General features: G+C 41.9%; 21 protein-coding genes. 11 read left to right on the top strand and 10 right to left on the bottom strand.

Annotated elements, in window-relative coordinates:
* The first annotated feature begins 926 nt into the window (after nucleotides 1-926).
* Entirely contained in the window at nucleotides 927-1460 is a 534-nt protein-coding gene (locus tag L2748_RS13390; protein WP_220780379.1) for a thioredoxin family protein, read from the top strand.
* Nucleotides 1461-1516: 56 nt separating this feature from the next.
* On the opposite strand, the gene L2748_RS13385 is transcribed toward L2748_RS13390, so the two are convergent.
* From L2748_RS13385 to rhlB, 3 genes are all read right to left on the bottom strand, one after another.
* Complete coding sequence (locus L2748_RS13385; protein ID WP_220780380.1) at nucleotides 1517-4510, bottom strand: TonB-dependent receptor; 2994 nt, start codon at nucleotides 4508-4510, stop codon at nucleotides 1517-1519.
* A gap of 477 nt (nucleotides 4511-4987) precedes the next feature.
* Nucleotides 4988-5899, bottom strand: coding sequence for a Ppx/GppA phosphatase family protein (locus tag L2748_RS13380; RefSeq protein WP_220780381.1), 912 nt, complete (start codon nucleotides 5897-5899; stop codon nucleotides 4988-4990).
* A gap of 13 nt (nucleotides 5900-5912) precedes the next feature.
* Nucleotides 5913-7226: an ATP-dependent RNA helicase RhlB gene (rhlB, locus tag L2748_RS13375; protein ID WP_220780382.1), complete on the bottom strand. Its 1314-nt coding sequence runs from the start codon at nucleotides 7224-7226 to the stop codon at nucleotides 5913-5915.
* Nucleotides 7227-7631: 405 nt separating this feature from the next.
* On the opposite strand from rhlB, the gene trxA reads away from it, so the two are divergent.
* Both trxA and rho read left to right on the top strand, forming a co-directional pair.
* Entirely contained in the window at nucleotides 7632-7958 is a 327-nt protein-coding gene (gene trxA / locus L2748_RS13370) for a thioredoxin TrxA (RefSeq protein WP_220780383.1), read from the top strand.
* Between the two features lie 238 nt (nucleotides 7959-8196).
* Nucleotides 8197-9462, top strand: coding sequence for a transcription termination factor Rho (gene rho, locus L2748_RS13365; RefSeq protein ID WP_220780384.1), 1266 nt, complete (start codon nucleotides 8197-8199; stop codon nucleotides 9460-9462).
* Nucleotides 9463-9549: 87 nt separating this feature from the next.
* On the opposite strand, the gene L2748_RS13360 is transcribed toward rho, so the two are convergent.
* The 4 genes from L2748_RS13360 to L2748_RS13345 all read right to left on the bottom strand — a co-directional run bounded on the left by L2748_RS13360 (nucleotide 9550) and on the right by L2748_RS13345 (nucleotide 14217).
* Nucleotides 9550-10464 carry a LysR family transcriptional regulator gene (locus L2748_RS13360; protein WP_220780385.1) on the bottom strand — a complete coding sequence of 305 codons (915 nt, stop codon included), beginning with the start codon at nucleotides 10462-10464 and terminating at the stop codon, nucleotides 9550-9552.
* A gap of 131 nt (nucleotides 10465-10595) precedes the next feature.
* Complete coding sequence (locus L2748_RS13355) at nucleotides 10596-11327, bottom strand: fumarate reductase iron-sulfur subunit (protein ID WP_220780426.1); 732 nt, start codon at nucleotides 11325-11327, stop codon at nucleotides 10596-10598.
* Nucleotides 11328-11335: 8 nt separating this feature from the next.
* Nucleotides 11336-13333, bottom strand: a complete 1998-nt coding sequence (locus tag L2748_RS13350; RefSeq protein ID WP_220780386.1) for a fumarate reductase flavoprotein subunit — start codon at nucleotides 13331-13333, stop codon at nucleotides 11336-11338.
* A 164-nt stretch (nucleotides 13334-13497) separates the two neighbouring features.
* Nucleotides 13498-14217 (bottom strand): fumarate reductase cytochrome b subunit, encoded by a 720-nt coding sequence (locus L2748_RS13345; RefSeq protein ID WP_246616117.1) that lies wholly within the window; start codon nucleotides 14215-14217, stop codon nucleotides 13498-13500.
* Between the two features lie 420 nt (nucleotides 14218-14637).
* Here L2748_RS13345 and prmA point away from each other — a divergent pair, with 420 nt between their 5' ends.
* From prmA to L2748_RS13305, 8 genes are all read left to right on the top strand, one after another.
* Nucleotides 14638-15519, top strand: coding sequence for a 50S ribosomal protein L11 methyltransferase (prmA, locus tag L2748_RS13340; protein WP_220780387.1), 882 nt, complete (start codon nucleotides 14638-14640; stop codon nucleotides 15517-15519).
* A 151-nt stretch (nucleotides 15520-15670) separates the two neighbouring features.
* Nucleotides 15671-16639, top strand: a complete 969-nt coding sequence (dusB, locus tag L2748_RS13335; protein WP_220780388.1) for a tRNA dihydrouridine synthase DusB — start codon at nucleotides 15671-15673, stop codon at nucleotides 16637-16639.
* Nucleotides 16640-16656: 17 nt separating this feature from the next.
* Entirely contained in the window at nucleotides 16657-16962 is a 306-nt protein-coding gene (gene fis / locus L2748_RS13330) for a DNA-binding transcriptional regulator Fis (protein ID WP_012153658.1), read from the top strand.
* A gap of 285 nt (nucleotides 16963-17247) precedes the next feature.
* The gene (locus tag L2748_RS13325) at nucleotides 17248-17514 is read left to right on the top strand and encodes an AlpA family phage regulatory protein (protein ID WP_220780389.1); all 267 of its coding nucleotides are present in this window, start codon (nucleotides 17248-17250) and stop codon (nucleotides 17512-17514) included.
* Complete coding sequence (locus tag L2748_RS13320; RefSeq protein ID WP_248957707.1) at nucleotides 17511-17723, top strand: helix-turn-helix transcriptional regulator; 213 nt, start codon at nucleotides 17511-17513, stop codon at nucleotides 17721-17723. The genes L2748_RS13325 and L2748_RS13320 overlap by 4 nt, the downstream gene beginning before the upstream one ends.
* 231 nt (nucleotides 17724-17954) lie before the next feature.
* A complete protein-coding gene (locus L2748_RS13315; protein ID WP_220780390.1) occupies nucleotides 17955-18203 on the top strand; it encodes a helix-turn-helix transcriptional regulator in 249 nt (82 codons plus the stop codon).
* Nucleotides 18196-18447: a helix-turn-helix domain-containing protein gene (locus tag L2748_RS13310; RefSeq protein ID WP_220780391.1), complete on the top strand. Its 252-nt coding sequence runs from the start codon at nucleotides 18196-18198 to the stop codon at nucleotides 18445-18447. Before L2748_RS13315 ends, L2748_RS13310 begins: the two co-directional genes overlap by 8 nt.
* A 181-nt stretch (nucleotides 18448-18628) precedes the next feature.
* Complete coding sequence (locus L2748_RS13305; protein WP_220780392.1) at nucleotides 18629-19249, top strand: YagK/YfjJ domain-containing protein; 621 nt, start codon at nucleotides 18629-18631, stop codon at nucleotides 19247-19249.
* Nucleotides 19250-19564: 315 nt separating this feature from the next.
* On the opposite strand, the gene rdrB is transcribed toward L2748_RS13305, so the two are convergent.
* From rdrB to L2748_RS13290, 3 genes are all read right to left on the bottom strand, one after another.
* Nucleotides 19565-22153: an antiviral RADAR system adenosine deaminase RdrB gene (gene rdrB / locus L2748_RS13300; RefSeq protein WP_220780393.1), complete on the bottom strand. Its 2589-nt coding sequence runs from the start codon at nucleotides 22151-22153 to the stop codon at nucleotides 19565-19567.
* Nucleotides 22140-24743, bottom strand: a complete 2604-nt coding sequence (gene rdrA, locus L2748_RS13295; RefSeq protein ID WP_220780394.1) for an antiviral RADAR system adenosine triphosphatase RdrA — start codon at nucleotides 24741-24743, stop codon at nucleotides 22140-22142. The genes rdrB and rdrA overlap by 14 nt, the downstream gene beginning before the upstream one ends.
* A 123-nt stretch (nucleotides 24744-24866) precedes the next feature.
* Nucleotides 24867-25571, bottom strand: coding sequence for a M48 family metallopeptidase (locus tag L2748_RS13290; protein ID WP_220780395.1), 705 nt, complete (start codon nucleotides 25569-25571; stop codon nucleotides 24867-24869).
* Nucleotides 25572-25579 lie beyond the last annotated feature (8 nt).

Genomic DNA, 25579 nt, shown 5'->3' with positions numbered 1-25579 from the left:
TATTTTAAGAAGTTTTTCAAGCGATGATTCTTTGTTCACTCTCGTGTAAACAACCATCATTCGAAGCTCTTAAAGCGATTGTCACCTGAGGCTAATTTCCGTAGAAGTTAATCTCTCTAACACCGCTGCAAGTCCCGTTCTATCTAGCGTTTACGCTGGGTAGGTGGCCTGCTGTGCCGTGTCAGTGGATGCGCATTATAGGGATATCTCGCAGTAGCGCAAGCGCTTTTTGAAAGAAAAACGGCCTTTTTTTCAAAAAGATATATTAAGCACATCATACCCACTAAATACCCCCAGAGTTATCCACAAAACTCAGTTTTATGTCTACTATTTGTGCGCCGGGATAATGAGTCTAGTACAGTATTTTTGAGTTGCACGGACAATTTCAAACAAATTTGATATTTTCATTATTTGGTTAAGGGTTACCTGTCGATATTTTCTTTGCTTATAGGCTTATCTAGCTTCGCAATAAAGAAGTCTTGCTATATAAAGGAAAGAATCATCACTAACATCGACATTTATAGATCTGACGCAATTCCTACGCGTCATTCAGAAAGTCCTCTGCTATATAGCTACTTACTTCAATCGGATTATCTGGCTGGCATTATCCAAGTTGCTTTCCCCTCCAGTGATATCAATTGAGATGATAGCTATTGACTCATTTTTCAGGACGCTCCTTTATTAGCTCCTTACTTATTATCTGAATAGAACAGTTCATGTGCCACTTACTTTATATCGTCAGCATTAAGGCTATCACTAGTTGCGATTAAGCTAGTTTTAAGGCTTTTCAGCAAAAGCCTACATTCAAAATACTTTTCTTATTTATAAGGTGATCCCATTAACAATGCAGCAATCGTTAGCTTCACCCATTTGTTTAGACATGTTTGAATAAAGCAACATCATTTCTTCTTGCCAAAGGTATTATCATGCACAATAACGTTAAAGCATTACTCGCGACCACATTGTTATTTTTCAGTAGCCAAAGCATGGCAAATAGCGGCTGCGGATTTGAAGATAAACAAGATGGCTTTCTAGCAACTTGCAGTGAGGAGAAACAAGAAGTGATTTTAACTGGTGCAGTAACACATCAAGAGCTTAATGAATTTGACTGGTTCAATAATGAATACACAAACTATAAAGCAGATACTGCGATAGTAGCTAAACTACAAAAAGTCGATAAGCCAACGCAAGTGACCGTAATCATTGGCACGTGGTGCCCAGACTGTCACCGTGAAACTCCACGGTTTATTCGTCTTATTGAAGAGATCAATAACCCGAATATTGAGGTCATCTATATTGGTGTCGATAGAGAGAAGCAAGATCCACAAGCTTTAGCTGCTAACTATGAGTTCAGCCGGATCCCTACCTTTATAGTTGAGCAGAATGACGAAGAGATTGGCCGTATTGTGGAAAGACCTGAAGTGTCGCTAGAAGCTGACTTAGCTAAGATTTTAAAATAACCTTAGTTAATAAAAGAAAAGGCCGCTAATGCGGCCTTTTTTAATCTACCCGTTACTTAGAACTCGTAACGTGCAACGACTGAGAAGAAACGTTCTTCTTGGCGATCAGTTACCATTCCATAATCTGGATTCAACTCCAGACCAGAGTCCCCGTAACGCGCTCTTTCTTCATTGATATTTGTAGCTGAATCAGAATCAAGTACGTTATAAACAGTTCCTTTAATTGTGAAGTCACCATCAAAGATTTCTGTCATATAAGTCAACGAAAGATCAATATTGGTTACCCAAGGTAAGTTACCTGCTGAGCCTCGCGGTGCTGGGTTACCATTTTCATCATAGTGTGATGCTTGGCCATAGTAACGACTAATACAATCATCCCATGGATTACCCGCAGCACAGCTATCGACACCTTCAGGATGGACAGAGAAGTAGCTTTGTGGGCGACCTGAAGTTACACGAGTTACAAAACCGAAAATTAGCTCTTCTGTAATATCATACGCACCACTTAGCTTAAATGCATGCGTATGGTCATTCGGTAGATCACCATTAGCATGATCCATCAAGTCACCATAGTCGTAAGATGTAGTCCAACCAGGATCGGCTTGGTTATTATCTGTTTTAACTAGACCTTCAGTATTACCATAGCTATGAGACCAGGTGTATGATGAGTTTATACGTAGATCATCCGTGACCGAACCATCTAGAGTAAACTCTAATGCCAGATACTTACGCTCAGCTTCAGGCAGTGCCATTTCATCTGCACTTAAGTTAACGTTATCGACTTGACCGTCACCATCGAAGTCATAAGAAATAGCGACATCTTCACCCGGATTTAGCAGAACATAATAAGAGCTTTGACCTACGTTATCGGTAATACCCAACTCAGCAAGCTTTTTCGATAATACTGGTCCTACATCAGTATCTTCTACGCTACGACCTAAATCACGGTAAATACCGCGAACACCAGCGGTCATAGTTTCAAATACTTCCTGTTGATAACCTAAAGTAAATTCATCTGAGTACATAGATTTAAGTGAAGAAGAAGCGATTAGACCTGGCTCAGTAATCCCTTTTTGACGGTACCAACGGTCGCGTAACATAGCACCACGACTTGGCGAGCCATCAGCTGTAATCACTGGATGACCATCGCTATCGACTTGATCAAGTTCTGAATACTCAAACCATTCAATAGATGAAGAACCTTGAGTGATGTTCATGTTAGCTGATACTGGCTGGAAGTAGCGGCCATAGGTAGCAAAAACTTTTGCCTCGCCATCACCAAAGACGTCATAAATAGCTTGAACACGTGGTGCAAATTGATCTTCCATTTCAACATATGCACGACCATCTGAAACTGTATTTTCAAATTCGCTATAACGTAAGCCTAGGTTTAACACTAAGTTATCTGTCGCCTGCCATGAATCATTGATATAGAAAGCTGTTGAAGTCACTTCAGAATCAGTAAATCTCTCACGAACACGGCGTTCGATGTAATCAGATCCCTCTACTTGACCAGAGTTATCGTCTGCACCAGCGGTATAAACAGACCACCACCCCTGCGCATCACCGATACCGTTTTGAGAAGAACTGTAATCGACTTCAACTTTGGTATAATCAACACCAAACTGAATTGAGTGGTCTTCTAAATCCCAACTGAAATCGATACGAGCTTGATCTCGAGTGTAATGCTCTTCAGAAACAGATGAATTTGTGTGTTGGCTGAGAGTAGTAGTACCGTCGCGGAAATCCCAAACGCCAGGATTAGTTGAAGCTACAACATTTTCAACATCTTCTTGCACACGGCCAACAACTGCAGATACAGAGAAGGTATCAGATAAATAACCATTATAATTTAAGCTATAAACTTTACCGCCATCTTCTCCAGGCGCATCAACACCTTGTTTTTCACCAATAGCATTAGTTTCCCAGTCGTAAGCATAAGTTTTATTGGTCCAAGTACGCTTGTTGTTCATTGCAGAAAAACCAATTGAATGGTCGTCTGTCATATACCAATCTAACTTGGCGAACCAACGGTCTTCTTCACGGTCTTTGCTTGTTTTTGTTGTTTGGCCAGCCCACTCAGACTCTTCTCTTCTAGGTGCAAATAAACCATAAAAGAATAATGAATCTTCAATAATCGCACCACTTGCCCAAAGCTGTAGCTCTTTAAAGTCATAGCTATCTTGCTGAGTATTAGTGCTAATCTCACCGTTTGATTGGTAAATACTATCTTGAGTGGCACGAAGAGATGATGGATCCCAGCGCGCTTCAGCACCAAACTTAAATTCGTTTTCACCCGACTTGGAAACCGCGTTAACGATACCGCCTAATGCACCGCCATACTCAGGACTCACCCCACCTGTCTTGACTTGAGTTTGAGAAATAGCTTCCCAAGGCAAGCGTATAGATCCCATACCAGTTCGAATACTGGTAACGTTTAGACCATTAAAATAATAACCATTTTCAGCCGCTGATGAACCACCAAAACTAGATGCACCATTAAAGTTTGAACCGCCCGGCGCTGCAGTGCCTGGAGCCAAGAGTGCAATACTTTCAAAGCCCGAATTAACAGGCATTCTTTGCAATTCATCCTGACTAAAAGTCAAACCTGAGGTTGATGAGGCGGTGTCGACTCGACGGATCATGCTCCCTGTAACCGCAATACGCTCAACGTCATCAGCACCAGCGCTATATAATTGGCCGTCAAGAATTACCGATTGACCAATGCTCACTCTCACGCCATTTTCTTGATTTTGCTCATAACCATCTTTGCTAATTGTAATGTCGTAATCGCCTACTGGAACATTACGTAATAGATAGTCACCCTTTTCGTTTGTCTCTACGGTAAATACTAAGCCCTTAGTTTTATGCTTCAGCGTAATAGTCGCGTTAGAAAGATTGTTACCCGATGCACTAACAATGTGACCCTTTACGATACTTGTATCAGCAGCCATCGCCGCTGGCGCAGTCATCATCAATACTGAACCAACAGCTAGTGCTGCCAGTGTTTTTCTTGGCGTAAATCGCTTCAAAGCGTTACTTCCAGACATAATTTACTCTCCCTTAAATTTTCTTTTAGTAAGCGCTCAGCCAAAATATTTATTAGTGTGCTTGAGTGAAAAACAACCGAGCGCAACAAAAGATTAACATTAAAAGAATATTTTATACAATGTACTTTATGCAAAATATACCGTCATGGCTGGAAGTCCATAGAATGCAAAAGAGAAAAATGAGTAATAACAAGATGTAACAAGCTATAATTGTTAAAGAATTTAACATTTGTGGTATTTAGAAAAGAATTTCAAATTACCGTTTTTTAAATAACTCATTAAAACTAGATAAGCTTAGTGCTCAGATAGGAGCTGAAGTAGAAATAACTGAGAATGTAATAGGTTTTAGCAACGAGAGAATATAAACCTAGATAGAGATACACAGTATTAGGGGCGTTCACTCAACCTCATGAGGATCGATAAATAGATGTATCGAGCTTACAGCGAAAAGAAATTACTGCAGATAAAATAAGAAAGTTAGGCTTGCTCGGCTAGCATTTGTAAAACGCCTTCACGCAGGGCACCACCGGAAAGGTTCAGCTTTTCAATATCTAACAACTCGAATAACGCTAGCAAAATAGATACACCAGCAGCAAAAGTGGGGGCGCGCTCTTGATTTAGGCCATTAATCTCAATCATAGATAAGGTATCTTGCTGCAGGATTTCTTGTTTAAGAGATAGCAAAATATCTAGAGTAATGGCTGTAGATAAACCACGATGATTAAGCAACTCAACCACAGACTGCACACTACCTGACGCACCTACAACGCAATGCCAACCTAACTGTTTCAATTCACTAAGCTGTTCACCTAATACAATTTTGACTTTGGCTTTGGCGTCATCAAAATCGAGTTGTTGTATTGGGAAGTTAGCAAAAAATAATTCATTAAAGGTAACACAGCCCATAGGTAAGCTGGTTTTTAGCAAAACTTTATTACCGTCACCAATAATAAATTCTGTACTCGCTCCACCAATATCAATAACCAGTCGGCGACCTTGTCCTTCCGTTGTGGCAACCATTCCTTGATAAATCAACTCGGCTTCACGCATGCCTGAAATGATCTCTATTGGATGACCTAGAATAGGTAAAGCGCGACGACAAAACTCATCTGAATTAGAGATTTTACGTAATGTCGCAGTTGCAATAACAGCAACATTGTCTGCAGACACGCCCTCTTTATTGAGCATGTCAGCAAACATAGTTAAACAGTCCAGACCGCGTAACAACACTTCTTCATTCAATGAACCATCAGCTTGAATGCCTTCGGCTAAGCGGACTTTACGTTTGTACTTAGCAATAACTTTAGGTTGTTGGCCCACTGTCTCAGCGACCAACATATTAAAGCTATTTGACCCTAGCGTAATAGCTGCATAAAGAGGTGTTGTCATTAAGCGTTATCGCCTATGAATGTCTACGGGTACGGTCATGACGACGCGGACCATTACGTTGACCACCCTGAGGACGAGTATTTCCACTCGTTCCACGAGTATTGCGGGTATGGGTAGCTGGCTTACGATGAATTTTCACTGGTGGCGGAATATCATCAAGTAATGCACTACTGTCGTATGACGTTACAGGGATTGAATGCTGAATATACGACTCAATCGCAGGCAAGTTTAATGCGTACTCTTCACAAGCAAAACTCACCGACACACCTTTTTGACCAGCACGACCGGTACGACCAATGCGGTGCACGTAATCTTCACAATCATCAGGTAGATCATAGTTATATACGTGTGACACATCAGAGATATGTAAACCACGTGCAGCAACGTCAGTCGCCACTAGAATATCGATTTCACCTTTAGTGAACTGTTCAAGAATACGTAAACGTTTCTTTTGCGGCACATCACCGGTTAGCAAGCCTGCGCGATGTCCGTCACCTTCAAGCCATGACCAGACTTTTTCACAGCTATGCTTGGTATTTGAGAACACGATGGCTTTTTCTGGCCAGTCTTCTTCAAGCAAAGACAATAGCAAAGGCATCTTCTCCTCCATCGATGGATAGAAGATCTCCTCTTTAATGTTCTTTGACGTTTTCTCGTTTGGCGCAATTTCAACTTTCTCTGGTTCGTTCATGTGGTCATATGCAAGCTCTTGTACTTTCATTGAAAGCGTTGCAGAGAACAACATGTTCAAACGTGACTTAGCCTCAGGCATACGTCTAAACAAGAAACGGATATCTTTAATAAAGCCAAGATCGAACATACGATCGGCTTCATCAAGCACTACCGCCTGAATAGCGCTAACGTTGATAACACCTTGGCGAACGTAGTCGATAATTCGACCCGTAGTACCAATTAGAATATCAACGCCTTGATCTAATACTTTACGCTGAACGTCATAACCTTCACCGCCATAAACAATACCCACTTTAAGACCGGTATGCTTTGCTAACAAGTTTGCATCTTTAGCAATTTGGATAGCCAGCTCACGAGTCGGCGCCATGATAATAGCGCGAGGTTGATTGATTTGACGTTCGGCAGGAATAGGGGTCGATAGAAGGTGGTTAAAGGTGGCAACTAAAAAGGCCAGCGTTTTACCTGTACCCGTTTGAGCCTGACCTGCTATATCTTTTTTTTCTAATAAAATCGGTAACGATAAAGCTTGAATTGGTGTACAAAACTCAAAACCAGCTTCGTTAAGTGCTTGATGTACTTCCTTATGTAGAGGGAAGTCAGCAAACTTTTGTGTAGATAAATGTGTATCGCTCATAGCGCAGGCTTACCTGTAAAAGGTTGCAATAAAAAACTCGATCGTTTGAAATAGCGATAGAATTTTATCACGGAAAATTAGTGCACTCTCGGAGAAACGTACATCACGATATTTTTGGCATCAGTGACGGAATCATCATTCCCTCTATTTATATACGATGCGATGAAATTTAAGCGTGTGTTTACCGTTCTCTTAGGACAATTTTAAACGCATTTAGGCGTTAAGCGTCGTTGACGTAGGCTAACTATGCCTGTAAATCAGCGTCTTGTCTAAATCGTTTTAACGAACTAAAGAGTGCCGACATTAATATTTGCATAACTTTTGGCTTGAAAAGTTATTTTACCGACCCAATATACAGGTTAAGCCATTAACAAACCAGCAATGGCAGCCAAACTGGAGAACGACATGAGCGACAAGATTGTATACCTAAGCGACGATAGCTTTGAAAATGACGTAATTAATTCAGAACTACCAGTTCTGGTTGATTTTTGGGCTGAACGGTGTGGTCCATGTAAAATGATTGCCCCAATCCTAGATGACGTAGCTGAAGAGTACGAAGGTAAGATCACCATCGCTAAATTGAACGTTGACCAAAACAACGTTTCACCAGCTAAGTATGGCGTTCGTAGCATCCCAACATTGCTACTTTTCAAAGCTGGCGAACTAGCAGCAACTAAGGTTGGTGCATTATCAAAGACTCAACTAAAAGAGTTCATTGACGCACAAATTTAATCACCAAATTACCGTTTTATACTAGATAAAGCGGTATATAAGTGACTCCCGACACAGCTTCAATAAGAAAATGTGTCGGGTTTAGCTAAACTTCTAGACGCCCCGCCCTGTTAGTGCTACTTTAATAACCAGAAACATTCTTAATTAACCCACTTCTCGCTATCCGATCGATACTCTAGTAAGCTACAAACCTTTGATCGTAGATGGCATTGCCACGTACAAAACAAGACCCACCAAGATGAATTTATCAGAATTAAAAGACACCTCAATATCAGATTTAGTCCAGCTTGCGCAGGACATGAAGCTAGAGAATATGGCTCGTGCTCGTAAGCAAGACATTATTTTCTCTATTCTTAAGGCCCACGCTAAAAGCGGTGAAGATATTTTCGGTGGTGGCGTTTTAGAGATTTTACAAGATGGCTTCGGCTTCCTTCGTAGCTCTGATGGTTCATACTTAGCGGGCCCAGATGATATCTACGTATCACCTAGCCAAATTAGACGCTTTAACATGCGTACTGGTGACTCGATTTTCGGTAAAATCCGTCCACCAAAAGAAGGCGAGCGTTACTTTGCCCTTCTAAAAGTTACCGAAGTTAACTTCGACAAGCCTGAAAATTCTCGCAACAAAATCCTTTTTGAAAACCTTACACCGCTACATGCACAAGACCGTCTGCGCATGGAACGTGGTAATGGTTCAACTGAAGACATCACTTCACGTATTCTGGATTTATGTTCACCAATCGGTAAAGGTCAACGTGGTCTAATCGTTGCACCGCCAAAAGCCGGTAAAACCCTTCTTCTACAAAACATGGCGCAAAGCATTACTAACAACAACCCAGAAGTGGTGTTGATGGTATTGCTAATTGACGAACGTCCAGAAGAAGTTACCGAGATGCAACGCATGGTAAAAGGTGAAGTAATTGCTTCTACTTTCGATGAGCCAGCAAGCCGTCACGTGCAAGTTGCCGAAATGGTGATTGAAAAAGCTAAGCGCCTAGTTGAGCATAAGAAAGACGTGGTTATCTTACTTGACTCTATCACGCGTCTAGCACGTGCTTACAACACCGTAATCCCTTCATCAGGCAAGGTACTTACTGGTGGTGTTGACGCTAACGCTCTACACCGTCCAAAGCGTTTCTTTGGTGCAGCACGTAACATCGAACATGGCGGTAGTTTAACCATTATCGCAACGGCGCTAGTTGATACAGGCTCTAAAATGGACGAAGTTATTTACGAAGAATTTAAAGGTACAGGTAACCAAGAGTTACACCTTTCTCGTAAAGCGGCTGAGAAGCGTGTATTCCCTGCAATCGACTTTAACCGCTCTGGTACACGTCGTGAAGAGAAGTTAACGACGCCTGACGAACTACAGAAGATGTGGATCCTACGTAAGATCCTTAATCCAATGGATGAAGTGACAGGTATGGAGTTCCTTATCGACAAATTGGCAATGACCAAGACTAACGATGAATTCTTCACAGCGATGAAACGCGCTAAAAGCTAATTAGCTTTTACATTATTCGCCATAAACGAATAACACTAAAAAACCGCATTCGTGCGGTTTTTTTGTCGCTGCGATTTATACCAATCGTCACTCCATCAAGTGGCTCACCCTTACTAAACGTTGCTTGCAGCGCTCACGTAACATATCTCGTAGCAACAGGATCACTGGCGTTACATGCTCTCTTCCTGGGCAAACTAAATATAGGTCAGCCTCTTCGCCTCGATAATCACTAAGCAATGGCACCAAGCGTCCAGACTCAATATCGTCGGTTAGGTCAAGCCAAGACTTAAACACTAAACCTTGACCCGCGACCGCCCAGCGCCGGGCAATGTCGGCATCATTACAAGTGCGATTAGCGGTGACTCTTACCTTATGCTGCTGGCCATCTTTGTTAAAATTCCATTGATCATGAGTCCGCTCATCTAACATAAAAAATAAGCAGTTATGATTAGGTAGTTGCTCAAGTGAAGTGATGTTACCAAAGCGGGCTATATAGTCTGGCGATGCACACAGTACTCGGTGAGAATTACAGATTTTAAAGGCCACCAGCGACGAGTCTTTAGGTACACCTGAGCGCAACGCGACATCGATTTTGTCATGATAAAAATCAGAGAGGTTGTCGCCAATATGCAACCTAAGTTTTAGCTCTGGATACTCCTGCAAAAAGTCATCCAACCACGGCAGCAACACATTACGGCCGACATCAGATGGCACTGAGAGACTCACTGTTCCTGAAATACTCGCTTGGGTGCTTTCAATCGCGCGCTGACCCACTTCTAGATCTGATAAAGCGCGGCGGCAATGAATGAGATAGCGCTCACCCGCATCAGTTAAGCGTAAGCTGCGCGTGCTTCGAATAAATAATGCCGTACCTAATTCCTTCTCTAACCGCTTTAAGCCAGCACTTGCCACAGCTGAAGAGATATCCAGCTCAACTGCAGCAGCCGTTAAGCTGCCGCAGTCAGCAACGCGTACAAATAGCTTCAAGTCGTTAAGTTGCATTATCAATATTCCGTATATAAATATAACTTTATTATAATCTAACTGTAGATAAATAAAGATTAAACGTCATCCACAAAAAAAGCCTGCGTTAAGCAGGCTTTTCGATGTTATTTAATAAGAAATAACGTAACTTAGACTAGCGTAACCGCCATCTTACGGCGAAGGTAAGCAATCTGCTGCATGTGCGGCAAATCTTTCGGACAGTTGTCCTGACAACCTAATAAGGTCATACAACCAAACACACCGTCTTGGTTACCAATCACATGGTAGAAGTCTTCTGCATTACGCGCATCACGGCTATCAAGCTCAAAGCGCGCAATCTTCATTAAGCCAACAGCGCCAACAAAGGTGTCACGCATCTGCTTAGTTGCGCACGCTGACACGCATACACCACACTCAACGCAGCGCTCTAACTCGTATAGCTTTGCCGCTTCTTCTGGTGACATTGGCGTTTCTAATCGATGAATATCATCGTCGCCAACTTTAGGGTGCAGCCATAGCTTTAGACGCTCGGCAATTTCACGCATAAACTTACCTGTGTTTACAGATAAATCACCAATCAATTCAAAGCCTGGTAGCGGCATTAACTTGATTTTACCGTCAGCAAACTTGCTGGTTAGGGTGCGACATGCGAGCGTTGGCATACCGTTAATCACCATAGCGCAGCTACCACAAATACCTGCACGACAAACAAAGTCAAACTGCAGCGATGGATCTTGCAACTCACGCAACTGATTTAGCGCAATAAAGACCGTCATACCAGGCGCTTCTTCGATCTGGTAATCCACCATCTTCGGCTTATCATCCGGCATTTGCGGATCATATCTGAAAATACTGAAAGTTAAGGTGCGGCCCTTAGCCATTTGTTGGCTCATTTAGCGATCTCTCCTGCGCCTGATTGAAGTTTGTCACTCAAGCGTTCGTTCTTTGGTTTTAATGATTCTGGTACGTCAAATGGCATAACCGCCGCTTGTTTTTGATGTCTGTCGGCATCAGGACCTAGCTGGCTAATAATCTCTGCAATTTGCTGTTCACGCTTTTCAGTGTCTGGATGGGCAATAGCGTTGTCGATACCGTAACCACGGTATCCTGGTGGCAATTCCATCTTCATCACATCTAACTGCTCATACTCAAGCAGTGGTGACAAGCTGTTAGCATCTGGCCAGCTTGATAACGTGCGGTTTAGCCAATCTTTGTCGTTACGCTGTGGGAAGTCCTCACGAGCGTGCGCTCCGCGGCTTTCTGTACGCGCAGCAGCGCCTGCTGCAACGGTTAGTGCCACTTTAAGCATACGCTTAACACGCAGTGCTTCGACTAGCTCAGGGTTTGCATGGCGCTTCTTACACTTAAGGCCTAATGCATTGGCTCGCTTAAGCAAGTCTTGTAGCTCACTTACCGCTTTTTCAAGCTCAGGGCCATTACGGAAAATACCCACGTAATCCATCATGATGCGCTGCATCTGCTGTTTAAGCTCAAATGGATTCTCTGTGCCGTCACCATCAATTAGCTCGTCAATTTCACCTTGTAATTTACCCACAAAGGTCTCAACTAGATTGGTGTCGATTTCAAGGGTATTTTGCTCACAGAAGTCAGCAACATACTTACCGATGATCATGCCGCCAACCACAGTCTCAGCTAATGAGTTACCGCCTAAACGGTTAAAGCCGTGCATATCCCAACATGCTGCTTCACCGACACTGAATAGGCCTTTAAGCTGTGGGCTCTGGCCGGCAGCATCAGTACGAATACCACCCATAGAGTAATGCTGCGTCGGTCTGACTGGGATCCAATCTTTAGCAGGGTCTATGCCTAAGAAGTTCTCACAAATTTCTTTTACTTCACGCAGATTCGTTTCAACGTGCTTACGGCCTAGCAAAGTAATGTCTAACCACAAATGCGGACCGTACGGGCTATCTACGCCCTTACCTTTACGCATATGCTCAGTCATGCGGCGCGATACCACGTCACGTGAAGCCAGCTCTTTCTTTTCTGGCTCGTAGTCAGGCATAAAGCGGTGACCATCTTTGTCACGCAATAAACCACCATCACCACGACAACCTTCAGTGGTTAGAATGCCCACAGGTACAATTGCGGTAGGATGGAACTGCACCGCTTCCATGTTACCTAGCTTGGCAACACCGGTTTCTAGTGCTAGTGCTTGACCCACACCTTCACAAATAATCGCGTTAGTCGATACTTCATAAATACGCCCATAGCCGCCCGTCGCAATCGTGGTCGACTTAGCAACATAAGCAATAAGCTCACCGGTAATTAAGCAGCGTGCAACCACACCGTGACAACGCTTGCCATCATGGATCAGCGACAATGCTTCCATGCGCTCATGCACAGGAATATCCATTGCAATCACTTTGTTATCAACCGCATACAACAGCGAATGTCCTGTACCGTCAGCCGTGTAGCAAGTACGCCACTTTTTAGTGCCACCAAAGTCGCGGGCGTTAATTAAACCGTGCGCCTCTTCTGCTTCTTCAATGGTGACTTTCTCTGCATTCACCACCACCTGCCGTGGTCCTTTAGTAATCCGCGTCCAAGGTACGCCCCAATTAGCCAGTTCACGCACAGCTTTAGGTGCACAATGAGCAAACATACGAGCAACATCCTGATCGCATCCCCAGTCAGACCCTTTTACAGTATCTTGGAAATGCACATCTTCATCATCACCCATGCCCTTAACAGTGTTACCAAGACTTGCCTGCATACCACCTTGCGCAGCCGCAGAGTGTGAACGTTTAGCAGGGATCAGAGAAAGCACGACGGTGTCGAGCCCTCTCTCTTTCGAAGCGATGGCGACCCTTAGTCCAGCCAGACCGGCGCCCACGACTAAAGAATCGGTATATATGAGTTTCACGCTTGCTCCTTAAATAGGAATAGGTCGATGTTCTATTGCGCTGTGTCGTGGTTATTACCACCCACAGCGCTATTTTTATTGGTTTTATAGATGCCGATTAACCATCAATATCAGGCAATCAATCTCAAGGCTCAGCATCAAAGAATTTAAGTTAATCGTGCTCTTTATGGGCGAAACGGCTCAACAGGTAGGGTTAACTCGCTACCGATAATCATGTACTGGGCTAGGCTTAACAGGCCAATCACCATTAGGTACACCACTAACACGTGAGCCAACTTACGTAGACCGTTACGATTAGCGCCAATGCCCCACTTCACCGCAACGCGGTATAAGCCAAACATGGCATGAATAACCACGGCAGGTAGTAACACGATATACAGTAACCAAGCTTTATCGTGATACACGCGCTCAGCACTTAAGTGCGGGCCAATTTCTGGCGTGGCGATCATGGTGTATAAGTGCACAGGCACAAGGAAGAATAAGATAAAGCCGCTGACTAGCTGCCAAAACCACACACGAGTATCGCTATGGTTAACCACTTGCATTTGGCTGCGTAGCGCACGCCATTGGCCAATTTGTGCAGGGAAGCGACGTAGTGCAAATGCCGCATGGACTAAAACCACTACTAATAAGAAAATTGAGAATATGCTGGTCAGTAGCGGATAACCATGGCCGGTTTCGCTAAACATGCCGCCTTCTAGAAATTGCACCACATGGTAAAAAGCTTCTTTACCAAACAAGATGCTAGATTCAAAGTGCAGATGCACTAATAGAAAGCATCCTAATAGAATGCCGGTAGCACTTTGTAAACGGTCAGCTTTAGCAGACCAAGCGCTAGCCACTTTTTGTTGAAATAGAGCGGTAGTGTCAGTTAGGGTTCTCACGGTTATTTTTCTTTTATAGTGCCTATTGTCGGGACTTACACCATAACAGGAAGATTTACCCTACAAATATTCGCCATTTTAAAGCGTGAGCTTACTCACCCTTAAGCGCAAAACTCTTTGAGGGCGATCACAAATAAGCACCATCTAACCGAACACTGGTAAAAACTTTTTACCAGTGAAATTCAATAACTTGCAAGCAGATAATAAACATCAAAAACCTAATTTACACTTTCCCATTCAAGCTTTGAAAACACCACCTTTTTAGTAAGTTAATTACAAATTAGTTATTCACTATCTTGGCACAGCTGTACACCTCAACTCAGTGACGATAAAAAACGGCGCTTTTTACTGTTGGCGCTGACGAAAATCAACGAGATGGTTTACAATAACGCCATTATATCTAGCAACAGAGACGATCCCATGCCTTGGATCCAACTAAAAGTCGACACCGACAACCAGCACGCCGATGCCTTAAGTGACATGCTTATGGACCTTGGTTCACTATCTATCACTTATGAAGATGGCAAAGATACCCCAATCTTTGAGCCAACTTTAGGCGAAACACCGCTGTGGAACCACACAGTACTAACGGCATTGTTTGAAGCCGATTACGATCTCGCCCCAATCGTCGCCATGCTGAAAGGTTTGCCATACTTAGGCGAAAACTTCAGCCACAAGATTGAACAAGTTGAAGATAAAGACTGGGAACGTGAATGGATGGATAACTTCCACCCAATTCAATTCGGTGAACGCTTGTGGATCTGCCCAAGCTGGCGTGAAATCCCAGATCCAACCGCAGTTAACGTGATCTTAGATCCTGGTTTAGCATTTGGTACTGGTACTCATCCAACAACAGCACTTTGTTTAGAGTGGCTAGACGGTCTAGATTATACCAATAAAGACGTTATCGACTTTGGTTGTGGTTCAGGTATTTTAGCCGTGGCAGCGCTTAAACTAGGTGCTGAGCGCGTTACCGGTATCGACATCGACTACCAAGCAATTGAAGCCTCAAAAGCAAACGCTGAGCGTAACGGTGTTGAAGATAAGTTAGACCTATACCTACCTGAAGATCAGCCAGCAGATTTGCTTGCAGATATCCTAGTAGCTAACATTCTTGCAGGCCCGCTGCGCGAACTGGCGCCACTTATTGCTGAAAAAGTAAAACCAGGTGGACAATTAGCACTATCAGGCTTACTACAAGAGCAAGCTGAAGAGATCTCAGCTTTCTACAGCCAGTGGTTCGATATGGATGCACCGGCTCACAAAGACGACTGGAGTCGCTTGACAGGTATACGCAAATAGCGGTAACCCGCGGCGCTTTTAGCGCCGCGACTGACTTCTCAGTCAACAAAAGTCAAGCAAAAAAGTTGCCCTCAGGTCATTTATTGACCTTTTCACAGGCTTGAAAAAGGCGTACTATAGCGCCCCTTTGACGAGCAAGGTGTTTTGATAAATGCAGATTGGACCCTATCGCCTGAAAAATCAGTTGATCGTGGCGCCAATGGCAGGTGTCACAGACCAACCCTTTAGAAATCTCTGCTTACGTTATGGCGCAGCCTTAGCCGTGTCAGAGATGCTTTCGTCTAATCCTGAAGTTTGGGATACAGATAAAAGCCGCTTGCGTATGACACACGCAGGTGAAGACGGAATACGTTCGGTTCAGATTGCCGGAGCAGATCCTGAGTTAATGGCCAATGCCGCTGTTGTCAACGTACAACAAGGGGCGCAAATCATTGACATCAATATGGGCTGCCCAGCGAAAAAAGTGAATAAGAAGCTTGCAGGATCGGCTTTGCTACAAGACCCAGTACAAGTAGAAGCAATTCTACGTGCTGTTGTAGCCGCGGTTGATGTGCCTGTCACGCTAAAAATTCGAACGGGTTGGGCTCCAGAGCACAGGAATGGTGTTCATATCGCCCAGATTGCAGAAGATTGCGGTATTGCTTCATTAGCCGTTCACGGCAGAACGAGGCAGTGCATGTACAAAGGCGATGCCGAGTACGACACAATCAAAGCAATTAAAAAACAGATCTCGATACCTGTTGTCGCCAATGGAGACATTTTAACGCCAGAGAAAGCACGTTTTGTGTTGGATTATACTGGTGTGGATGCCCTGATGATAGGACGAGGAGCTCAAGGAAGGCCTTGGATATTTAGGGAAATCCAACATTACCTGGATACAGGTAATAAGCTAGCGCCCGTTGAGATGGATGAAAAGCGTCAAGTTATGCTTGAACACCTGGAACTACTATACAAATTGTATGGTGATTTTAAGGGCATCCGCTTCGCAAGAAAGCATGTTGGCTGGTACCTAGACCAAGAACATCAACGACCTTTTAGGGCCGAATTTAATCGACTCGAAACCGTTGAAGAACAATGTTCCATGGTGGAACGCTATTTTGATGAATTTGTTGCATATTAATAAAGAGCAGAATACGAATGTTTGATCAGACTACTCACACTGAAGTTCACCCACTTACTGTTGGCAAAATCGAAACCGCAAGTGGCGCTATCAAGCCACAATTACTACGTGATGCGGTAAAGCGTGCTGTCACTAACTTTTTCGCTCAGATGGACGGGCAAGAAGCTGAAGAAGTATATGAAATGGTGTTAAGCGAAGTTGAAGCACCTCTGCTAGATATCATCATGCAACACACTCGTGGCAACCAGACTCGCGCTGCCAACATGCTAGGTATCAACCGTGGTACTCTACGCAAGAAATTAAAGAAATACGGCATGAACTAAGACTAACGTCTTAACGTGTTGTATAGAAACGGGTTTTTTGGCGACAAAAAGCCCGTTTTTGCTTATATGTACCCCCATATGTACCCCCGTTGTTTTGTTGCCCTAGCCCTTATCCCCTCTCAGTTTTCGCAATTTCACCCATAAAAAATATCATGTGAAAAGATCTGCCACTTTTCATACTAAAACCCTTCATTTGCTAAAAAGCCCTAAAATTTCGTTTTTACTTGCACTCTCCTCAAAATCCATATCCGCGCAATCAAGCGCTATGAATACGAGGAAATACCAATGAAAGACGTCAATTTAGCTTTAACGGATATCGGTGCAGCAAATGAATTAGTGTTTGACCGAATGGTTAAAGAGAAAGAGCGAAAGCTCATCACCTCAGTAAGTAGATCTGAAGCCTTCCAACTAGAACGCAAAGGCCTATTCCCTAGTCGCAGAAAAATCTCTAACCGCTCCGTAGGTTGGTTGCTCTCAGAATTGCTAGAGTGGGTAAAATCTAGAGATGCTGTAGTGTCATTAGATAATCATAAGCAGGAGTCAGCATTATGATTATTGTCAAAGGTGCAATACACTCGCCACAAATTGAGATTATGCCGCTTATTAGCATTACAGAGATGTGCACGAAATTGCATAAGAGCCGTGCAACTATCCATCGATGGGTAAAAGCTCGTAAGCTGATAACGCCTGTATATCAAAACCATCGAACCATTGGCTGGTGCCCGCTTAAGTTCGAGCAATGGCAATTAGCTCAAAAATAATAACAGCTGATTTGCTGGTGGTGATACATAGCCCTTTCACCATCAGCACCTCCCCTAATCACGACCTAAATAGTTATACAATGTATAACTCAAACTCAGCTATCTTCCCCGCAACGCCTCTCCAAGACAGTCCAAAACACTAAAACCCCCTAAAATTTAGTTTTTACTTGCAAGTTGAGCAGAATCCTTCAACCAAGAGCAATAAAGCCCTTTGGAGCCGAGGAGAAACAAATGCAAACATCGATATTCACGCAATCAATCGAAGACAGTATTGATGAACCTATTATCAATGAGCAGCAACGTAGGTTCATCACATCGGTTAGTCGAGCCCACGCCTTCCAACTAGAGCGCCAAGGCCTATTTCCTAAACACCTAAAGCTAGATAACAACACCAATGGCTGGAAGTTAACAGAGATCCTAGCTTGGGTGCGTTCCCGCCCAATTGCAGAGCTTAAACAAGAGGCTACCAATAATGACTAAATCACCTAACGCAAATACTAGAAACGATAGAAAAGTCAGGCTGTGCCAATTAGTCGCCTCAACCCATACCGTTGAACAAGTGCTCACAGTGGCTCAAATCGCAACTCGACTAGGTAAAAGTACTAAGACCATCAGAAATTGGCTAAGACAAGCCACTGATGCGCCTAAAGCCTTTAAAGACCAGAATGAATGGTTTGTCAGTATATCGGAATATGAAAAGTGGGAAGTTCGCTCACAGCTGTAGCTTTCGACCAATTTAGAAGAGGGCAATGTGTTGCCCTTTTTCAAGGGTAAGGATGAGACAAAATGGGCTGTTATAGTGCTTTATCAAACCTAAAAAATCGAAAAAATCTGTCGATAAGTCAACAACCATGCGGCTTTGAAAGCAAGGTGCTCACAAAACAAACTAGGTTTTAAATATTATTATGTCTTTACTCTTAATAAGTACACCTGAAATAGAAGATGCACTGGAGCATTTACACCATACAGATAAAGCTATAGATGTTGTTCTGGGTGAGTTCATATGGAAAGTAATGCTATTCCAAGAAGGGTTAAACCGCAGACTTCTCACTAAGTTGTATAACGCATTAATGGCCTATATCTCATGCCACTCTAAAGTATTAGTGATCCGCTTCGATGTCTCATTATATGATTCATTACCCAACAACAATACCATCAGTAAGCTAAGAAATTATATTCTGAAGCAACTTAACTCTCATTACAATTCTAAGGCAGAGTTTTGCTGGGTCAGGGAGCAGAACCGACATGATGATAAGTGCCACTATCATTGCTTCATCTTATTGGACGGGCAAAAGGTCAGGAGTAGCTACAGAACGTTCGATCTAGCCCTAAAGGCAAAAGAGCTAATCATCGATATCAATATCCATTTCCCTGAAAATTGTACCTACATGATATTGCCTAACACCCTAAGTAGTATCCAAGCCGCTTTATACAGGCTCAGTTATTTAGCCAAAAATTGGACTAAAGAGAATAATCCAGCTTTAGCCAAAGGTTATTACTTTGGTCGCACAAAACATAAAGCCTAAACAACATGACTTTCAGCCAGACCACCAGCAGCCAACTACAGGTCGTATTTTTACAACAAAAACAGTTAATTAATTGTTAACCATTTCAGTATTTTTTTGATCACAAGCTTATTTCTGGGCTAGTTTAACTTAGCCCCCCTGTGCAACTATTTACATTTCAGTATGTTAGGTTTTAAGTGGGTGTTCCAAAATAGAAATTAGCTAAGAGAGGTAAGAGTGATCACTTTTTTGTGATCACTCCGAATATGCTGAACCTGAGACTGCAGCGATTAACGTCATGAAAGTCGCTTACGAGCGGTTACAAGATTTAGCATTCTAACAACGGTTTGAACGAATAGTGCTATTGATCCAGTCAAGGTGATTAGATTTAAATAAATCAACACCAATCTGTCTAATCCTATCAACCCACATATCTGCATCAAAGCAACCAACATCCAACTCTGAAATTGCTGTTTGTTTTAGGATTCGATGTTCATTTTCAATAGTTGTGGGCATAAGTCCTGCATCGTCAGTGTTTATACAAACATTAATCGGTCCTTTTCTGATCCCAAAAGTATTAAACCTCCCCCCGGGTTGAAGCCAATCAGCAATAGGAGGATTCCACCTAAAAATGGGATGCTCTACATATCGTTTGAATCGACCTATAAAGATATTAGAAGTGGGGCATGCTTCCAAAACAACTTGGCGCTTGCTATATCGCTCAATGAGTAAATCTTGTATTGCATGCATTAATCGTAACTCAGCCCTAGATAAAGTGTCACACAGTGCATCTTCATCTTCATTCCGATGAGTTAAATTACGACAATCTATAGTGACAATATCATCGCATCGTAAAGACCCCACAGAGTCTCTAAAAAGCTCTTTATTTAGGTAGCGCTGCCAAACTCTAACTGCCACACTAGATTTATTTTTTTCTAAATAAAGCATGTCAGGAACCCACAGTTCCCATTCTGAGCCAGCAGCTTGATTTGGCAAAGTCTGCATTAAAGGACAATTACGTCTTAGTTTCCAAGCTTGATATAAATCAGAAGGTGTAGCTTTAATTTCATCACCGAAAATATAGCCTGACCAACGATGTATCTTATTCTCAAGAATAGACAAAATAGGGTTAAATTCAGATTGATGCTGAGCAACCTCTAAAGCTTGAAAATAAAACCACACTAAATTATCTAGATGCTGACCAGCAGTGAGGTACACACGTTGCTGCTTCCTCGCCCAATCATAGACATCGACCCCTAATGCTAATCCGTGCCCTAAACGGTCACCAGCCTTAAAGTTACAAAATTGAACGGCTTCATCAATAGCACGTAAGCCTGAAAGTAAATGTCCATAATCTTCCCCTGCATGAATAGTTAAAAATGGCTGACGTAAACGACTATCATATTTAGATTGATGCTCATGCTTTCCTGCACGCAAAACTCTTAATGTGGGAGCAAATACTTCTATTGGTAACTCATTCTCGTTACCAGCCACATCAAAGCCACGAACTAAAGCTCTTAAGTCCGCATATGTAGAGTCTGAGTCTGAGTCTGAATGGAGTGCAATATCACTATAAGTCGTTGAACTAAAGAATTGCTGTAGTTTCCTAACCTGTGTTAATAACTGCCCCCTGTAAGCTAGCTGATATTGGTCTCCTTGACGAGCTAACGTCGAGTAACCACGAGCAAAATGAATGACAAAATGACTGCGTGCATCTAGGTTTTTTGATGTTAGCTCATTCGCAAATTGAGTTAATTCTTTCGGCAATAATTTAAAATTAGACTTATTTTTTTTCCACTTTTCATGAACAACAAGATTTGGAGAACCTCGAAATTCTCGATAAGTGCTAGCTGAAAAATCATGCGATAAAGAGTGAGCTTTATAGCTAAGGTTTGCACCCGTAGGTTTTCGTAGCTTAAAAGAAAAGTAATCAACAAAGCGACCTAACCCCACTCCAGAAACAACCATGTAATTCCTTAGTAAATTACATGCTCGTATAAAAGCTGTTAGCTTTTTAGTATATTCTAGACCTAGGTCGCGACTTTCCAACATTACAGCAATTGGAAGTATTAACCATCGGACAGGTTCAGAGACCTGAATTAAGTGACTACTAGCCAACAGTGATTGTGCTTGCGTTTTCGCTTCCTGCATCTCTAATGTTACGAGAATATCTGTATTGAATTGTACGAATTCAAGATCGCCCCAATTTGGAATACCAAAGTCACTTTCGCCCCAATGTTCCTTCACCAAAGATGAGAAAAGTTGATTAACCATTACAGGTAACAGAGTTAAATCTAATTTTTCACTATTAAATAAACTGCATTCTTGCCGGTATGGCCATTTACAACGCTTTGTTTCAGGCTTCTTTGTTAGATACAAAGCAAAATCCACCAAAGATAATGAGTTATGACCATGTCCATTTAAATGGACATGATTATCAGCGACCGGTTTACCATCAAAACGTTTAGGCAAAGCAGAAGGACATTGATGCTCAATAACGCCATACAACTGTTCTAAACCTAGAATATGGCCCTTTAAAAGCTCTACATACCCAAAACCAATAATCCATGCTGGATCCAACATAGCAACTACGGATAACCACTCTTCAAGTCTTTCAGGTTTAACTTCAAAATGGTCGCCGCACCAATCTAGAAAATATCGGTACATTTTTTCTAAAATGATATTTATATCTATATTGTTTTCATCGTCTAACCAATTCCCTAAAGCAAATTCGACATCTTCTTTACGTAAAGGCGTTTCCAGATAACACTGATAATCCTGTAGCGCTAAAGCTAAATGATTCTTTAATTTCTTAGTTGTATTTATTTGATCTTCAGGGTTACTTGATTGCAACCCAACGTCTAATAATCGATCAGAACTAAGCAGTACAACTGGAACTAGCCACTGAATATCAATTGTTATCATTATGGTTTTCCAAGTTTATATCTAACCATTTGCATATATTTTGATAAACCACAGCTAATTCAGATAATTTAAATTTATTTTTATTAATTTCTTGTATCATCTGACCTTTAATTTCTTGCGCGACATCACCATTGGGGTTATTAGAAATAAAGTCTAAAATATCCTTCGAACTTTCAAACCCTTTACTTCTAGCCAGCTCTAATGTTTCCGGTAAGGATCTTCTCACTCTTTTGGAAGATTCTAATTTCTGGTTGTCGATATTCTTATTTAAGTCATCAAACTCTAATGGTTTAATATAAACAAACGGTGCTCTTGGGGTTAAACAGTCTTCTTTAGAGTTGTTTGCTCTAAAAATAGGGTGATCCCAAATAGCCGCAATCAACCTACCAGCTATTTCCCCCTCAGCATCCCCTTCCTGTTCAGCAGAATGAGCAATCCCTGTGACAAGATTGACAAAAGAGCCAACATTTCTTGTAAACACATGCTCAGTACGAATAAATTTTGAATGGTTTCTAATTGTGTTCAACGCTGCACTACTTGCTACATTTGACTTGACGACATGAGACTTCTTTAAAAAACTAGCAAATGCATTAACCACTATGTACTCAAAACGGCGAGTAGAGTCACTTAGATGCTCTTTATCTAAACGATTATCCAATTTACCATGAGACTCTCGAAGCAAATGTAGCTGCGTAAAAACCTTATTAAATACTGCGTGTAATAAAGGAATTAAACTCTCTTTCTCTAACAACAATAAAGTATTTCGATGGGTGGTTGCCCACTCGAATAGCTCCTCAGAAAAAGTTACCGAAAATTGAAAATTATCAATCCTTGGCTCTTCTGCTTGTTCTGCCTCAGAAGTGCTTGCAAAAGACTCCTCATTAGAAGTATATCTAGTTGGGTTAATCGCATGAATACTGTAAAACGGAGGCTCATCCACCATATTATTAATCAAGTCAAACCAGACAGCTTTAAACTCTTCACTATTAGCAGGATTTGATGGCATTAACAAAGATGTTGCTAATAACTCAAATGCTCTACTGAAAAACACTTTGTGTATTTGATTGCCCTGAGCACCATAGTAATCCTTATATGTATACAAGTTATAAAGAGCCGTATTATTTTCAAGCTCGTCTTTAATAGCATTGCCAGATAAGGTCATTCTTCGAGTATGCATTTCGAGCGGAGGCATACTGCGCAAAACACATTTATCTATAGCGCCATCTAAAATAAAACAATTAGTTTTAGTTGTTTCATCCTGTTTGAAATATTCGATGGCTTCCAACTGCTCTGCATAAAAATTTTTGTTAGCCCAAGATAACCCTAAGCTTGCTTGATTTTTGGGAGAAAATGGCAATAAACGACTCAATCTCATATCATTTGGATCAGTGGCTCTTGATAAAGCTTGAGCTGCATCAGCATTCGTGTACGCAGCACCATGTTTTTTTGAAAGCGCCCATATCCTAAACGACTCCCACTCCTGCCATGAAAAGCTTTTTTTCAATTTTGATGGTGGTAGTAATCTTATTAACTGAACAACCTCTCTAGAGTTCGCTGGTAATGGAAAATCTGTACTTTTCTCTTGTCCATTAGTTAACCCAAAGAAAGTAATCTTTATTTTATCTACATACTGCTGAAATGATACCTCTTCAAGGGACGAGCCTTCCCCTTCTAGAATTTTAAGCATTGGTAAAAGATGCGAAGCAGGAAGAAGAGATATTCGGTGCTGGTTAGGAAAAACTTTGGTTAAATATGAATCTTGTAATTTCGTAGCAAGCTCAATACCTTTCCTTGCTTCGTCTGAATATGCCTCAAATTTATAAAATGCAGAACCAGTGTCATTAACAAAGTGCTGCTTAACCATATGTTGATAGAGACTCTGATCGCCACTCACTATAGGTATGATAAATGGGCAGCCTAACATTCTACGCACAACATCTAAAACCTCAAATGCACGCTTTAAAGCCATATCTACGTCATCAATCGGAACAACAATTGCGTCTACATCTAATATTTGTATACAAATTTCCACAAAGTCATGAAAAAAACGCTCAACCTGTATGCCAGAGCGATACTTAATAATGCGGTCGATACCTACTCTATCTTCATACTCACTCTCTTGACCAAGCGCTTCAGCAAGTTGTTTTAATCGTATATAAAACTTTGACTTTAGCTCTTCGTGTCCAAATTTTCTTTTACTAAATTCAGTTTCTATTTCGTTGTATAAATGAGCAACGACTACGTTAGTGAAATTGTCATGATCAATCAATAATGTAGGGTCAATTGTAGAGCAAAAATGCAGTTTCCCATCATCACATTTGGAGTGTGTATCCCAGATTTTTTTAGCATTTTTTAGAAAAACGGTCTTGCCAGCACCTCTTCCACCGCTAACAAAGATAGTATCGTGCAACTGAATAGGTTCAGCACCTTTATCAGCTTTCCTTTTCTCTGAATACTGAACAGCCTGCTTTGTAATTGCTTTTAAATTACGATGTAGATCTTTTCCTGCAAGGCTTTGCCATAATCCAGCATTTTCATAACTATCTTCAAAATCAATTTTATTAAGGTTCAATTCAATTAGATTACCCATGGGCTTTCCTTAGCATTCTTCATTTATAATTATTTAAATGATATCTTCAAAAAAAATTAAAAGTCTTTATTTTTTATGCGTCTACAGCACTCGTCACCTTTTATAAAGTTACTCGATGACAAACTAAACAACCAACTTCCCTAAGTTCACTTTGAGCCACTCTTTGTGCTCGGCATAATCAGGCATGACTCGCTCTACTTCTTTCCAAAACTTGGGGGAATGGTCGAGCTGTTTCAGATGGCACAGCTCATGGATCACCACGTAATCCACAACACGATTGGGAGCCATCACGATAACCCAATTAAAATCGAGTTCCCCCTTAGGACTACAGCTACCCCAACGGCTCTTAAATGTTTTGATACCGATAGATTTAGGCTCTAAGCCCATAACCTTTGAGTAGCGCCTCACCTTCTCTTTAATCTTGCGTAAGGCGTTGAGCTTGTACCAACGGATCACTGCATCTCGGACTAAATTACTACGCTTAACGCCATCAGGTAGCGTAGCCACCAAGCGCCCTTGGATAAGCTTTACGGGGCTATAAGCTCCTGCTACTACCTTGAGGCGATAATTACGCCCTAGATAGGCGTAGGCCTCTCCAGAGATAAACTCTCTATCACTGGCAGGCTTTGAAGCTTCATGCAGTGCAATCTTTTGGATTATCCAAAGATACTTGTCAGCCACCAGCTGCTGAATACGCTCAATATCTAATGCTTTAGGCACCACTACAGAAACCAAACCATCATCGACTTTAATCGAGGCTGTTTTGGTTCTGCTGGTACGAACAACATCCACACAGAGTCCTTTAACTTCAACTTGCTCAGGTTTCACTGCCTTCA

The organism is Shewanella sairae (genome assembly GCF_023283535.1).
In the GTDB taxonomy this organism is placed as follows: Bacteria; Pseudomonadota; Gammaproteobacteria; order Enterobacterales; family Shewanellaceae; genus Shewanella; species Shewanella sairae.
The sequence above is the reverse complement of the archived record's forward strand: the minus strand, read 5'-3'. Positions and strand labels throughout refer to the sequence as shown.

What these genes read in the sequence shown, in the direction of transcription:
- L2748_RS13390 (WP_220780379.1), top strand. Translation starts at nt 927, where the DNA reads ATGCACAATAACGTTAAAGCATTACTCGCGACCACATTGTTATTTTTC.
- L2748_RS13385 (WP_220780380.1), bottom strand. Translation starts at nt 4,510, where the DNA reads ATGTCTGGAAGTAACGCTTTGAAGCGATTTACGCCAAGAAAAACACTG.
- L2748_RS13380 (WP_220780381.1), bottom strand. Translation starts at nt 5,899, where the DNA reads ATGACAACACCTCTTTATGCAGCTATTACGCTAGGGTCAAATAGCTTT.
- rhlB (WP_220780382.1), bottom strand. Translation starts at nt 7,226, where the DNA reads ATGAGCGATACACATTTATCTACACAAAAGTTTGCTGACTTCCCTCTA.
- trxA (WP_220780383.1), top strand. Translation starts at nt 7,632, where the DNA reads ATGAGCGACAAGATTGTATACCTAAGCGACGATAGCTTTGAAAATGAC.
- rho (WP_220780384.1), top strand. Translation starts at nt 8,197, where the DNA reads ATGAATTTATCAGAATTAAAAGACACCTCAATATCAGATTTAGTCCAG.
- L2748_RS13360 (WP_220780385.1), bottom strand. Translation starts at nt 10,464, where the DNA reads ATGCAACTTAACGACTTGAAGCTATTTGTACGCGTTGCTGACTGCGGC.
- L2748_RS13355 (WP_220780426.1), bottom strand. Translation starts at nt 11,327, where the DNA reads ATGGCTAAGGGCCGCACCTTAACTTTCAGTATTTTCAGATATGATCCG.
- prmA (WP_220780387.1), top strand. Translation starts at nt 14,638, where the DNA reads ATGCCTTGGATCCAACTAAAAGTCGACACCGACAACCAGCACGCCGAT.
- dusB (WP_220780388.1), top strand. Translation starts at nt 15,671, where the DNA reads ATGCAGATTGGACCCTATCGCCTGAAAAATCAGTTGATCGTGGCGCCA.
- fis (WP_012153658.1), top strand. Translation starts at nt 16,657, where the DNA reads ATGTTTGATCAGACTACTCACACTGAAGTTCACCCACTTACTGTTGGC.
- L2748_RS13325 (WP_220780389.1), top strand. Translation starts at nt 17,248, where the DNA reads ATGAAAGACGTCAATTTAGCTTTAACGGATATCGGTGCAGCAAATGAA.
- L2748_RS13320 (WP_248957707.1), top strand. Translation starts at nt 17,511, where the DNA reads ATGATTATTGTCAAAGGTGCAATACACTCGCCACAAATTGAGATTATG.
- L2748_RS13315 (WP_220780390.1), top strand. Translation starts at nt 17,955, where the DNA reads ATGCAAACATCGATATTCACGCAATCAATCGAAGACAGTATTGATGAA.
- L2748_RS13310 (WP_220780391.1), top strand. Translation starts at nt 18,196, where the DNA reads ATGACTAAATCACCTAACGCAAATACTAGAAACGATAGAAAAGTCAGG.
- L2748_RS13305 (WP_220780392.1), top strand. Translation starts at nt 18,629, where the DNA reads ATGTCTTTACTCTTAATAAGTACACCTGAAATAGAAGATGCACTGGAG.
- rdrB (WP_220780393.1), bottom strand. Translation starts at nt 22,153, where the DNA reads ATGATAACAATTGATATTCAGTGGCTAGTTCCAGTTGTACTGCTTAGT.
- rdrA (WP_220780394.1), bottom strand. Translation starts at nt 24,743, where the DNA reads ATGGGTAATCTAATTGAATTGAACCTTAATAAAATTGATTTTGAAGAT.